At 51.8% G+C, this 13550-nt stretch carries 9 protein-coding genes and 1 tRNA gene; 8 read left to right on the top strand and 2 right to left on the bottom strand.

Annotation, left to right across the window (positions count from 1 at the left end; translation table 11 throughout):
* Window positions 1-126: 126 nt before the first annotated feature.
* Window positions 127-1326 (top strand): IS1249 family transposase, encoded by a 1200-nt coding sequence (locus RAE09_RS05455; RefSeq protein WP_316981153.1) that lies wholly within the window; start codon window positions 127-129, stop codon window positions 1324-1326.
* 143 nt (window positions 1327-1469) lie between these two features.
* On the opposite strand, the gene RAE09_RS05450 is transcribed toward RAE09_RS05455, so the two are convergent.
* Window positions 1470-1542, bottom strand: a tRNA-Asn gene (locus RAE09_RS05450).
* Window positions 1543-1716: 174 nt separating this feature from the next.
* Here RAE09_RS05450 and RAE09_RS05445 point away from each other — a divergent pair.
* Window positions 1717-2946: a hypothetical protein gene (locus RAE09_RS05445; protein ID WP_250412525.1), complete on the top strand. Its 1230-nt coding sequence runs from the start codon at window positions 1717-1719 to the stop codon at window positions 2944-2946.
* Here RAE09_RS05445 and RAE09_RS05440 read toward each other — a convergent pair.
* Entirely contained in the window at window positions 2934-3785 is an 852-nt protein-coding gene (locus tag RAE09_RS05440; RefSeq protein WP_316981152.1) for a hypothetical protein, read from the bottom strand. The two genes, RAE09_RS05445 and RAE09_RS05440, sit on opposite strands and share 13 nt — an antisense overlap.
* 212 nt (window positions 3786-3997) lie before the next feature.
* On the opposite strand from RAE09_RS05440, the gene RAE09_RS05435 reads away from it, so the two are divergent.
* The 6 genes from RAE09_RS05435 (at window position 3998) to RAE09_RS05410 (ending at window position 13157) form a co-directional block, all read left to right on the top strand.
* Window positions 3998-5788 (top strand): glycosyltransferase family protein, encoded by a 1791-nt coding sequence (locus tag RAE09_RS05435; protein ID WP_250412527.1) that lies wholly within the window; start codon window positions 3998-4000, stop codon window positions 5786-5788.
* Between the two features lie 3 nt (window positions 5789-5791).
* Window positions 5792-7006, top strand: coding sequence for a glycosyltransferase (locus RAE09_RS05430; RefSeq protein ID WP_250412528.1), 1215 nt, complete (start codon window positions 5792-5794; stop codon window positions 7004-7006).
* 116 nt (window positions 7007-7122) lie between these two features.
* Window positions 7123-8421, top strand: a complete 1299-nt coding sequence (locus RAE09_RS05425; RefSeq protein ID WP_250412529.1) for a glycosyltransferase family 4 protein — start codon at window positions 7123-7125, stop codon at window positions 8419-8421.
* A 652-nt stretch (window positions 8422-9073) separates the two neighbouring features.
* Window positions 9074-11161, top strand: coding sequence for a glycosyltransferase (locus RAE09_RS05420; protein ID WP_250412530.1), 2088 nt, complete (start codon window positions 9074-9076; stop codon window positions 11159-11161).
* A 116-nt stretch (window positions 11162-11277) separates the two neighbouring features.
* Window positions 11278-12210: an ABC transporter permease gene (locus RAE09_RS05415; RefSeq protein WP_236882566.1), complete on the top strand. Its 933-nt coding sequence runs from the start codon at window positions 11278-11280 to the stop codon at window positions 12208-12210.
* Between the two features lie 11 nt (window positions 12211-12221).
* A complete protein-coding gene (locus tag RAE09_RS05410) occupies window positions 12222-13157 on the top strand; it encodes an ABC transporter ATP-binding protein (protein ID WP_316981151.1) in 936 nt (311 codons plus the stop codon).
* The last annotated feature ends 393 nt before the right edge of the window (window positions 13158-13550 follow it).

Raw genomic sequence — 13550 nt, 5'->3', positions numbered from 1 at the left:
GGTTAGCCGGTCTGGCGTGCTGATATTAGGACTATTTCACTTATCCAGAGGGATATTCCAGCTTCGACCATGAAATACCGCCAAAGACATGCCGGTGTGCTAGGCACCTAGGTTCACGATGAGGGGATGAGTAAAAATCATCCTCGATGCCCCGTCTGCGGCGGGGAATGCACGAAACACGGAACAACGAGTGCTGGGCGCCAACGATGGCGATGCCGCACCTGCAAGGCCACCTTCACCCGCCCGAATAACGATGCCGTGCAAGCCAAATGGTTCCGCCTTTTCATCTTCTGGCTCACCTCCAGCAACAGCCTGGAAGAAACAGCTAAAACCTGCGGTGTTTCAACGCGAACTTTGCAACGACGCTTTAAACCGTTCTGGCTTATCCAACCTCCCCAAAGCGTTGATAAGCAGCGAATCTACGACCAAATCTTCATCGACGGCACCTACTTCAACACCAAGTGCCTTGTTGTAGCTGCCGACTCCAGCCATGTCATCAATTGGTTCTGGTGCACGAAAGAATCCTCGTGGTCCTACACGCGCCTGCTCGACCCACTAGCCCCACCACAATTGGTGACCTGCGATGGGGATGCCGGCGGCCTTAAAGCACTACACCACCTGTGGCCAGATACCCCGGTTCAACGCTGCATTGTCCACGTCAAGCGCAATATCCAACGCGCCACCGGCCTTCATCCCACTTCCGCTATGGGTAAAGCATTACAACGGCTTTCCTTTGAATTACTCGCCGTTGACAACCTGGATGACGCAGCCGAATGGACAGTGAAGCTACAGCAGTTCGGCACCGTATTTAGCACCGAGCTCAAAGCCAAAACCTACGTCAAAGACGTCCCTTTCGACCAGATTCCAAAGTCCAAGCGCCGGAACAAAAAGTGGTGGTACACCCACTACACCCACCGCGGAATCTACCTGCAGCTAAAGAAAATGAGCCAACAAGGACACCTCTTTGCCTACCTCACCGAAGCCGAAGAAGGCCAACGGTTTGAACGCACGACCAACAAGCTAGAAGGCGGGGTGAACTCACAAATTAAGCAACTTATGCACACCCACCGCGGACTGCGCGATGAACAACAGCGCATCGCCTGCGACTGGTGGTTATACCTCCACACGCAACTGCCTGACGACCCTGTAGAGATCGCCAGGCAGCAAAACTGGGGCCAGGACGCACTCGCCAAAGCACAAACCCTAGCCAACCAGGAAAAACAAGCCACCAGCGGCCACGAAGACGGCCGACCAGCAACCTACGACAGTGCCATCGACACTGCCTACAACCACTCTATGGGAATACGCAAAGGCCACATACGCTAAACCCCCACCAACACAAAATGTCGTTTAGCCTGACACGCCGCAAAACAACACATTCTGTCGTTTAGGCCTAAAAATTGAATTTCTGAAGAAATATAGACAAAAACGCAAATAATCCCGCTTAGTGCTACTAAGCGGGAGCTTTGCTCCTCCAACTGGGCTCGAACCAGTGACCCTTCGATTAACAGTCGAATGCTCTGCCAACTGAGCTATGGAGGAATAAGATCGTCGTTTTGAGAGGTGCTATGCGCTAACCGCTCTGTGCGACGTTTAGTAACTATATTAGTGGGGTGCGTTCAAGGCAAATCGCCAGGTGATCGCCTATTAATCTTCGTTTTAAAGCCTTCGAAATGTCGTGCACGGAAAGCAGAGAAATCTAGCTAATCTAGGGTTATGCCTAGTGAAATTTGCTTCGAGCCGTTGCGTTGGGATTCAAAAGCCATCGTGCTGCGGACGAACCTGACGTATCGCAAGTCTGTATCAGGGCGTTTGATGCGGGCGGTCCGGTCGCGCCTGCCGGAGCGACGTCTGGATGTGCATTTTCGCTTTAGCAGGCCATTAGAAGTCAGTGGGGATGCACTCGCATTGGCAGCCTCCACTTTGTGCGGAGCGGCGTTTGAACGGATTAAGTTTGCATTTCCGGTTGCATCGGGAACTCAACAAGCAATCGAAGCTTGGACTAAATCGGAGGTTGAGGCTCAATCGCACGTGGGGACTAGCGAACCCTCCCTGAGGGATGTTGGCCAGTCAGAGTTGCGTAACAAGGTGATCCTGAATTTTTCAGGTGGTTTCGATTCACTGGCCTCCCGCTATCTTTTGCCCGCAGACCACCAGCTGGTCTCCCTTGATTTCGGGGGACGGTTTGCGCGGGAACGACAGTTCTTCAAGAAGTTTGACCCACTGGTCATCGAAACGAACATTACAGAGACCCCACTACGTAAAAACTCCTGGTCCTTTTTGGGCCTGGGAAGTATTTTGGCCGCCGACTCTTTGAACGCGGCCTATTGCTCGTTTGGTGCCATTTTGGAATCGACACGACTGCAACGAAACACTCCCTATGAACGCAATTCCACCTTCCCTCCGTTTGCGGCAGCTGGTCTGAGAAATGCGCCAGTGGCGCAGGGGCTATCGGAAGTTGGAACAGTCAGGGTCTTGGAACAGTTCGCGCCAGAACTTATCGCGGAATCTTTTAGTTCTTTGGCAGGACCGAGAGAAGAAAAACACGTGCGAAAGTGGGCTCTTGTGGAGGCGTTTCGTACTTTCGAAGGTCTAGACAGAGAGCCATTACCGACGCCGGTTCATCCCGAAGTGCCTCAGTACAAGGTAGGCCAAAGGTTTGTTGTTGACTTAAGTGCGCTCACCGTTGCCTGGCTTGGGCGACCAGACCTTGCAACCTGCATGGTGAGCGGCGCTGAAAACAAGCTACTGCCAGCAGCGCGTGAACTGGACTTGGGATTCATGCTTCGCGCCGATAAGCGCCTTTATCGCAACTATCCAGCTCCGCTCATGGCGCGACTTGAGGAACAACTACGTGCGGCGGGCATTGAACGGTATACGCCGAAAGACGAAGAAGCCTGCGAAGACGTTCGTCAGTTTGTTCTCGGTCTTGCTCAAAGCGAGTAAGTAGTCGAGAACTCATCGTCGGCGAAGAACTCCTCCCATTCACCGTTTACAGCGATAGCAAAGTCGATTACGCCTTTGAGGACGTACAGTGGTGGAGAAGCGTGTCCATCGCCCCAATCGCCAACAAGGAATCGTCGACGTTCGGCGGAATCTTCCGTGGCTTGAGCCCAGGGGGCTAGGTGGTGGCTGTTATGGAACTCATCCTTCTCGTTGGTGAGATAAGCGACGTAGTTAGGAAACGACTTCGCGTAAAGGGGCACCAGATCTGTTGTCGCGAGGGCATTAGAAATATCGTCACTCTTCCAGACTCTTTGTGCGTATTGCTTAACAGCGGCTTCGTGATATTCGGCGATGTTTGTTTGCGGGTTCGATACCACTGCCAAAGAATTAGGGAATTGGTGCGAATAATACAAAGCTGCAAAGCCACCGGCCGAGGAGCCGTAAAAGATTAGGTTCGATGCATCGAGATCCTTTTGCACTTTTTGAAGGATTGCCACTAGCTTTGCTTGGAATTTACAGTCATTATCTCCTGTAAACCAGCCAATTCCGCAGCCACGTTCGAGCATGGGATCGGAAACAAACACCATGTTTGCCTCCGATCCTTCAGTAAGGCGCTCGCCAGTAAACAGCGGGAGGGACGTCTGTGAGAGGTCTGCTGCCGCATGAAATACGACCAGAGTAGTAGCGGCATTGCGATCCTGAATATGCAGCTCTAATAGCGTCTGTCCACAATCGATCACATTAATTCCGCTACGGACGGGCTCGTCGAGGAATGCGTCGAAATTTCGATGCAATACGACGTTGGCTGAGTAGCGTGAATAATTCCTTACGAAAGCCATGTCACGAATCTTAGTGCACACCTCTTTGCAGAAGGGCTATGGTTAACAGGGCCTATCTTGACGAGAATTGAGGTAACACAGGCACCATGAACGTTAAGCAGCTGCGTACCGCCTTTTGGCACTTTCGGCACGGTGGCTTAGGCCAACTGAATCGATACCTCGAGCTTGAGGAGCGTAAGCGATTGGAGTCCTCAGAGAACGAGGAGGACCGCGTGGCACTTCAGAATGTTGTGCGCAGCGAGCGTCGGGGACTTGATCCGCTCGCTTTTCCCGAATACACGGTAGATGCCCGCCGAGAGAAGCCCTTCGAGGCTGTGACCGTGGGAGTTATTCTTGATGATTTCTCTCATTTGGCGTGGGGAAATGAATTCAGCACCGTAGATTTGCAGCCCCAGAAGTGGCGCGAGCAAGTCGAAACTGGAATCGATCTTTTGCTTGTCGAGTCGGCTTGGCAGGGAAATAGTGGTGCTTGGCGGTATCAAGTTGTCGGCAGCCAAGCTCCCTCGGATGAGCTTCAGGAACTAGTTGCAGAATGCCGTAGGCGCGCTATCCCGACGGTGTTCTGGAATAAGGAAGATCCAGTTCATTTTGATGACTTTATTGCGTCAGCGAGGCTGTTTGATTTCGTCTTCACCACAGATGCAGACAGTGTAGAAAAATATCGAGAAGAAATTCCAGATTCTTATGTCGATGTTATTCCTTTTGCGGTACAGCCTGCTATTCATAGTCCTATCCGCGACGGTGATCGTACGAAATATGGGCGTGGTTCCGTATGCTTTGCTGGCACCTATTTCCGCGAAAAGTTTCCTGAGCGCGGAGAGGCACAACGGCTTATCCTGAGCGCTGGAGCCGAGGCCTGCGAAAACCTCAATAGCTCCCTGACTATCTACTCCCGCAACGAAGACGTCGATGAGAAATATCAGTTTCCGGCGCCCTTGACGGATTGGGTGGTCGGTGCATTGCCTTATTCCAAGATGCTGTCGGCATATCGCGCTTTCAAGGTATTTCTAAACGTCAATACCGTTACTGACAGTACAACGATGTTTTCGCGTCGTGTTTTAGAGATCGCAGCCTGTGGTGGTCAGGTAATTAGTACTCCCGCGCAGGGCATCGATTCTTTTTTCCCGCATCAGGAAATTACCACCGTCAATGATACACAGCATGCTGCAGCCGTCATCGAAAGCGCGGTGCGTTCTGACTTGGCTCGTGCTAAGCAAGTTCATCGAGCGCAGCGAGTCATTTGGGATGCACACACATATACGCATCGAGCCGCCAAGATTCTCAAGGCAGTGGGAATTACGGCGGATACTCGTGTAGTTGGTTCTGTTTCTGCAAGTGTCATCATCTCGACTAATCGGCCTGAACGCCTTGCCGGAGCATTAGAGCAAGCGCTTGGGCAAAGCGAGGTGGATTACGAAGTATTGGTACTCACGCATGGTTTCCACGCGGAGGACGTAGTGGATGTAGATGGCTATGGCGCCGTACGCTTCTTTTATGCGCCTTCGACTGAGTCTTTGGGGTCATGTCTAAACCAGCTTGTCTCGCATGCGCACGGCGACATTGTCGCGAAGATGGACGACGATGATATTTACGGGCCGTACTACCTGCACGATCAAATTAACGCACTGCGGTTTTCCGGAGCGGATATCGTTGGCAAACAAGCCGCTTATCTCTACCTCGAGTCGACGAACGAATTGGTCCTGCGTAAAGAATGGAATGAACACTCCTGGGTAGAACTTGTCCTTGGAGCTACGCTGACCGGATGGAAATCGGTATTTGAAGCTCACCCGTTTGCGGAGTTGGGTAAGGGCGAAGATACGCAGTTCTTGCGGGATGTCCAGGAGTCTGGTGGTCGGATTTATTCAGCTGATCGCTTCAATTACATCCAATACCGAGGTAAAGGCGCTCATACTTGGGACATTAACGACGACGCGTTGAAGCGCAGCGGGCGTGTCGTTAGCTACGGCTGTCACGCGGACCACGTGTTGGTGGGAAAGGAATAAAACGTGTTTTTTATCGGCCGCACTCGATTCAGCCAATGTTTGCCAGAAACTAACTCGTGGCATCTTTCGGCAGGTGAAGACAGCGTTAATGCCTATAAGAAGAAGCTCTATGATCCTGAACGTCTGCGTACGCGTGAGAAACTCTTTACTGAGTTAACTTTGGCATCTCTTAATGATGCTCGTATCCAAGCCGGGATCGATTTGATTCATGTGGTGTCCTATTCGGAATCGCTACCTGAACGTTTTAAGAAGGGACTGCACGAAGCGGCTGAGCGTTTCCCCTTCGTTTATTTGGATGAGCAGCCTGACGGTAATTGGGGCTGCAGTTTAGAGGAGATTGCACAGCAGCATGTGGCTGTAGGGGAGACGTACGGACGCTATCGAATTGATGATGACGACGTCGTGGCCCGAGACTATTTCAATAACGTGGCGCCTTATATCGCTGAGCCATTTGCCGGAATGGTAGTCAGCCTTCCACTCGGAATCGAAGCAATTTATGATTCCGAGGAGATCTCATTTTTACGCGTTTCCCATTGGCCGATGTACTCGCTCGGATTGCTCGACGTTTGCCGTCGCAGCGAAGACGGTCGGTTGATTGAGCCTCGAAGCGGGGCACATAACATGGCGGACCGGCGAGGGCCGGTCATTCTGGATTCGCGTGCTCTGAGCTATGTGCGTTTGAATCACGTCGGGCAAGATAGCGGATTGCGTACCGGCGGAGAACAATCCATGTCGGAAATTATGAACTCTCTGGCCCGGTTGCCGGAGGTTAGCGATTTAGACTTTGTGGAGCAGCAATTCCCGCATGTGGCGGCGATAATGCAGCAAGGAGAAAGGCAGGTCATCCAAGGGGAATCTCGGCGCGTTGTTTTGCCATATAGTCTGGAAATTCCCGTTCCTTTACGCAAAGTTCGATTGGTAGTGGAACATGAATTTTCCACTCGCTCGGCCTCACGGGCTGCTGTCGTGTCCTTAGACTTGCGGGATGAAAATGGAAACGCGATTCCACGTGACCTACGCATTAAAGGCATTGGTAATTCTCGCTGGAAAATCATTGGCCACTATTGCTATCTGGAGTCGGTTCCTGGACTTTCGACCACGAATATTGATTTCTTCTTGCCTGAAGGAGTACGGCTTCACGGGCTGAAATTTCTGCCATTTGGTGCGCACAGCATCCCTTTTAAGGTCCACAGTGTCGCCCTCATCAAAGAAAGATAGAAGAGCGCTCCGTGAGTTTAGGAAAGCTAGTAGACCGTCGTAATCGCGTACTGTCAGTAGCGGCTCTGATATACTCGAGCGAGTTTCGAGTGCCGCAAATATAACAATGGAGCGAGGTGGGAATCATTAAGATCCTAGTTCTCTCCCAGTATTGGTTACCTGAAAATGGTGTACCTCAGCGGCGATGGGCGTGGTTGACTCGAATCTTGCAACGCAATGGTCATGAAGTGGTGGTTGTCTGCCCGCCAGCTCATTATGAGCGTTCAGTTTCCATACGCGAATGGTTGCAATCGGCGCGACCGTGGAACCGCTTTAAACTTGAAAAAGGACCCAACGAGGAGACGGTTGTTCGAACTGGGTACTTCCCAGTTGGGCGTTCTTTGAGCAGTCGTATTCTCAACCAGGCCGCAGTCGCATTGTCGATGATGGTGTTTCCGGTTCGTATTCCTAGAGAACTAAAACACTATTCTCCTGATTTGGTTATCGGCACAGTCCCAGCTTTGCCTACCTCGGTGGTGACTCGCGCAATTGCGAAGAAGTACCGAAAGCCTTATGTCATCGATCTTCGTGATGCGTGGCCTGCGCTCTTAAATGTCAGCGATGATTGGAATTCAGCCACTGGAGCACCTTCACTGCGAGAACGAATCGCCCGCCACGGATTTTTACAGTCGTTGTCTTGGCTTACCGAACAAGCAATGAACCGTGTGCTGAAGAAGGCTGACGGAATCATCACGACCTCGGAAAGGCTCGAAGAATGGCTCCGCATCGAGCACGAGTCTTCGACGCAGTCGATGACAACGATCCGCAACGTGTTTCCACCACGTACGACTTATAGAAAACGAGGCGTACAAGAAAACACCGAACCTCTGCGGGTCCTTTACGCAGGGACGCTCGGCCGCGCCCAAAAACTCGGCAATGCTCTTGAAGCTGCCCGTTTGGCACAAGATACTGGAGTGCCAGTAAAGCTCAGGTTTGTTGGCGATGGAGCTGCATGGAATGAGTTGCACGATCTAGCCGAGAAGCTCGGCGTGGACGTGGAATTTAGGCACCGCGCCGCAGCAGAGGATCTTGAAGAACACTATGAATGGGCGGATACGGCACTTGTTCATCTGGCAGGGTGGGAGCCGCTTACTCGTACCATTCCTTCAAAGACCTATGAGCTCATGAGTATAGGATTGCACATCTCTGCTGCAGTGGAGGGCGAGTGCGCGGACCTAATTGAGGACTTGGACGCCGGCCACGTTGTTACTCCTGAAGCGCCGGAGGAGCTTGCTGAACTGTGGGCTCACTTATCGGCCGAGCGCTCCCTGCTAAATACAAACAGGGCAGGGAAGAACTGGGTAAAAAATGAGCGCGATGAAGTCGTTCCACAACGGCTACTTGACTTTATCGCTGGCATCGCAAGCGAGGACTAATGCGCATTTGCTCAATGAGAGAAACCGAGGTTATTCCTACAGAACAACACGTATGGCTCCTCAAATTCGATGATTCACTCGCAGTCCACTTAGGGGCAATCGGAAGCGAGGTGAGTGTACTTTCTTCCCCAAATGATGTTCCACATTCACCCAAACAGGGAGACCGACTTCTCGTCCTAGGCTCTGGCCCTTCGAGCATTGACGGGCATCCCAATGATGAGGCCACGAAGACGGTCGAAAGATGGCTAAGCACTAGCGGCGTGGATGCGTATTGGCTCCTGCCCGCCGCAGGGCCCGCAACTGCTGGCATCTTAAATGCCGCCCTCGCACGAGAAGATACCCTTGTCATTTATGGTGCTTCTCGAGCAGGAGACTGCGTATGGCTCAAACTGGAAAAACACACTACATGCTCTGAAGACATGGCAGATACACGCGAAGAAATTCTCTCTCAGTCGCTACAGTTGTTCCACTCTCCTTTCAGAGAGCAGCAAACTAGTGCCTGCCAGGGCAGGGGCACTGCGAACCAAGCAGATGCGCTCCCGAGCATTAGAAGTCAGCTCATCTTGAAGATTGCCCCTCTGGCCAAGCCACTCAAGCAACGTCTGCCAAAGCAGGTCGTGGTTACGCTGTACAAGATTCTGGAGAAAATTCGATGACCCGTACACCAGGGATCAGTCTGATTCTTCCTTCCTATAATAATTCCCAAACCCTTGCTCGGAGCCTCGAATCCGTTGCGGCGCAGACCTTGTCTGATTCACTCATTGAGCTTATCGTCGTGCTAAATGGCGCAGCCGATCGTTCGCGCACCATCGTGGAGAGCTTTCGGGCAGCGCATCCTGAAATTGAAGTTGTGTGCGTAGTTTCCAAGCGCAATGGGGCGGGTCGGGCCCGCAACCTCGGTCTGACACTCGCGTCCCGTACGTATGTAACTTTCCTCGACGATGATGATGCGCTGGAGTCGCAGTATTTAGAGCGAGCTTGGTCTGCGTGTGGACCTGCGGCCATTGCGGTTGTAGGAATTCAAGACGTCGATTCGGACGGTACCGCTCTTGCTTCAAATTCTTTGGATGCTCGAATCATGGGGCTGCGAGGAAAGACTGCCCCTCTACACGCTGCTCCGTGGTTGCTGGGGTTTAATGCTTCGAAAGTGTTTCCCATCGAGGTCGCCACTCGTTTGCGTTTTGCAGAAGATCTTCGGTCAGGGGAAGATGTCGTCTTCTTTGCCCAGTTCCTTGACTTTCCTGCACTCGCATTCCGGATTCCTTCAGACCTTAACGGTGCTCGCTATCTCCGCACGATGACTCCGAATTCGGTGTCTCGCCAAAAAATCGACTTTGACTTTGCGGTGCGGCAAAGGCTCGAATGTATTTCTAGGATTCGTCCGGCGGCCCGTCCTTATGACCAATCTCCCACGACTGTAGCGCGCAATGCGCTTGTCGACGCCCAGTTTTCGTTTGTCAGAGACTATCTGACGCGCTTTCCGGAGCACACTGGCGATGCGATCAAGCTGGCGACTGAGCTTGGGGTATCTGGACTTCCTTGGGCTGGGTTGCGCGCGGAAACTGCATCCCGCGTCGTGTTCTCTTATTGCTTCCCGCCGTTTGCAGATACTGCCGGCAATGTTGCTTCAAAGCGAATTCGTGAGCAAGGCGAGCTCGTGGATGTCTTCTCTGCCAACATGTCAAAGGTAAGAAGCATTGACTCCAGCTCGTTGTTGATGGTGGAGCAATTCATTGGGCATCGCGAAGTCCTAGACGTCACGCCGTCGTTTAGCAATTGGTTTTTGATTTGCTCGTTTGCCACTTACGCAGCTCGTCGTGCTTCTAAGCTTTCGCGAAAGCAAGGTGGCTATCAATCAATGTATTCCCGGTCGATGTGGTCGGGCTCCCATGCCGCAGGCGTTTTGTTTAAGCTTAGGCATCCGTCTGTTACTTGGGAAGCAGAGTTTTCAGATCCCATGCGCCTTGACGCACAAGGGCAGCAGCGCAAGGGAAAGATCTCTCCGCATCCCGTAACCATGAGGTTGCGACGACTAGTCTCGCGCGCTGGAATTGATACGCAATCGCTAGATTCGCATTTTGCTTTGACTGAAGCTGCAACGTTCATCGCTGCCGATACCTTGGTCTTCACCAATGAAATACAGCGAGAACTGATGTTGGCACCGTATCCACAACACTTGAGAGAGCAATTCCTCTCTAAGTCGACGGTCCTGGCTCAATCGCAGCCCGATTCCGGCTTGTACGAACTTGTGCAGCCGGAATATGAGCTGGAGGAGCACCGCGTACATGTGGGATACTTCGGATCCTTCTATGAAAATCGCGGTGTTGGTGACGTTGTGAAGGCGATCACAGCTCTACCTGAAGATCTCCGTCAGGTTGTTCGTCTGCATATCTTTTGTCCGAATCCAGAGAAAGCGCAGGCACAGCTCTGGGCATTAGGGGCACCAGAGCAAGTAATAGTCAATGCGGCTTTGCCGTACTTGGAATTCCTAAACCTTGCACAGAAATTCGACGCTCTACTTGTTAACGACACTGATGTATCAGGCACTGATTTTGCGGTAAATCCGTTCTTGCCTTCGAAGTTTGCAGATTATTCGGGCGCCGGAGTTCCAATTTGGGGAATTCTTACTAAAGACTCGCCGCTTTCGAAGCAACAGATGCGTTATCGCTCAGGAGCCGGTGACTTTTCCTCGGTCGTTAGTGCGCTGCGAACCATCATCGAAACGGGGATGAGTCAATAATGCTTGCGGTTAGGCCTAAGCTAACCCTTCGCGGGTATCATCTTAAGAGTTCTATCAAGTGCGAGCACGGATCGTGCATAGTCGACCCCTACAACGAACGAAAGGATTGGTGACGAATGAAGCTCAACCTATCCAATTCGCAGCGTTCGCGTCAGGCCGAAACTCAGCAGCGAATTAAAGATATCGAGAATCACGACGGCCCAGTAATTATCGTTGATAAGGGGCGACTGACACCGCTTCAGACGCGTCCATCGCTGAAAGACTATGTGCTCCAGCTATGGGAGCGCCGACATTTTATCTGGGCAGATGCTCGTTCAAAGGCGCTTCGTACGACGCGTGATTATCGTTTGTGGAAGCTTTGGCTAGTTATCAACCCATTGCTTAACGTTGTCTTTTACGGCTTTTTGTTCGGTGTCCTCTTCAAGACATCACGCGGTGTGCCTAACTTTGTTGGCTACTTATTTATTGGCACTACTTTTATGCCAATGATGTCGGGCCTGCTGTCTCAAGGCACAAGTTTGCTTCCCTCAAATCGGGCTATGATCCGTGCATTCAACTTTCCAACAGCTTCGTTGGCGTTTTCGCAAACGCTTCGTTCAGCAATCGATAACCTGATTCCTGCTGCTGTTTCGATTGTCGTCGCATTGCTACTCCAATGGCATACGGTGCCTTCTTGGAAAGTGATTTTCGTTGTTCCGTTGTTCTTAATGATCCACATTTTCGGTTGTGGTCTTTTGATGATCGGAGCTCGTGTGTGCGCTCAGTTACCTGATGTTAAAGCAGTAGTGCCATTGGTCACGCAAGCTTGGTTCTTCTTGTCAGGCGTCATGTTTACGCTCGACCGTTTCGATCACATACCAACAGTGAAACAAATTATGAGTCATAATCCGGCGTATGAGTTCCTAAGCGCAGTACGTAACGTCGCTATCTACGACACCATTCCGTCCCTTAGCGAGTGGGGTTCGCTGTTCGCCTGGACCTTTGGACTATTTGCAGTTGGGTTCCTGTTCTTCTGGCAGGCCGAAGACCGATACGTCCGATTGACCTAGGAAGGCACCTCGTGGATATCAATTACATTGAAGACGCCAACGTTGTTGTTAATCGGGTAAGCAAACGATACGTGATTTCGCAATCGCGTTCGGATGATGCCTCTGTTGTGCGTACACGCAAACAAGACCAAGTCGTCGATGCTTTGGTGGATGCTTCTCTGGTGGTAAAACCGGGCGAATCTGTTGGCATTATTGGCCTGAACGGTTCGGGTAAATCTACGCTCCTTTCAATCATCGCGGGTGGCCAAGCCCCGACTTCCGGACAGGTGCTTACTTCGTCTACGCCAACGCTGATGGGGGTGGCTCCTGCACTGCAGGGTGGCCTTACCGGTGCACAGAATATTTACGTCGGGTGTCTGGCTCTGGGAATGACCCCGGAGGAGGCTAAAGCGCAGATTCCCCTTATTGCCGAATGGACGGAGCTCGGGGATGCGATTAATCGTCCAAAGTCAACCTATTCGTCGGGTATGGGCGCGCGCCTTGCTTTTGCAATTTCTACGGCGATTAAGCCTGAGATTCTTCTCATCGACGAAGCACTCTCAACCGGTGATGCTGCGTTCGCGGCCAAGGCGTCCAAACGCATGAATGATCTCCTTGATCGCGCCGGTAATCTTTTCCTGGTGTCTCACTCAATCGCCGAGATTGAAAAGAACTGCCAACGTTGTGTGTGGATTAGCAAGGGCCACATCATCGCTGACGGTCCGACGACCGAAGTTGCTCCTAAGTACCATGAATGGGCCCGTCTTATGGGTAAGCCTGACAAGACTCCCGGCATTGAATATTTGCGCGAGGTAACAGACGCTTATGTTCCGCCGGTCATCTGCGTTGAGGAGAATAAACAACCGGGCGATGCGGCGCCGATCGGTCCTTCCAAGAAAACCGGGAAACACCGGAAGCCTGCGTATCGCCGGGCGCGGCAACCGTTCTTCAAATTTTGGGGTAGCTAGATGCGCTCTGATAGCGCCCCGGCTTTCTACGAATAGATTGAGGCTGACGCGAACTAGGAAGCGTCTAGAACACATTCACTGGCAACTAAGGGGAGCTGTAGCGAAGGGTTAGCGAATAGGCGAAACTTAAGGAACGACTTGGAGCACTGAACTAGTCCAAATTAAGTCGTTGATACCCAACGGCCTTCAATGGCAAAGCCATATAATTGGAGACATTTGGTATTCCTGCTAAATCAAAGGCGAAACTGTGCTCCAAACGTGTAATGAAGTGCCCCAGGTTTTGTTCCGTTTGAGTAGATGGGAAAATCTGGAGGTTGCGTCCGTTAGCGTGGTGTACGAGTTAGTTCCTGTGATGGGCCCCGCGGACAAATAAGGCGACCATCATGGGTACCT

This window comes from Corynebacterium tuberculostearicum, assembly GCF_032821615.1.
Lineage (GTDB): Bacteria > Actinomycetota > Actinomycetes > Mycobacteriales > Mycobacteriaceae > Corynebacterium > Corynebacterium tuberculostearicum_H.
Note: the sequence above shows the minus strand (reverse complement) of the source record. Positions and strands in the feature narration are given on the sequence as shown.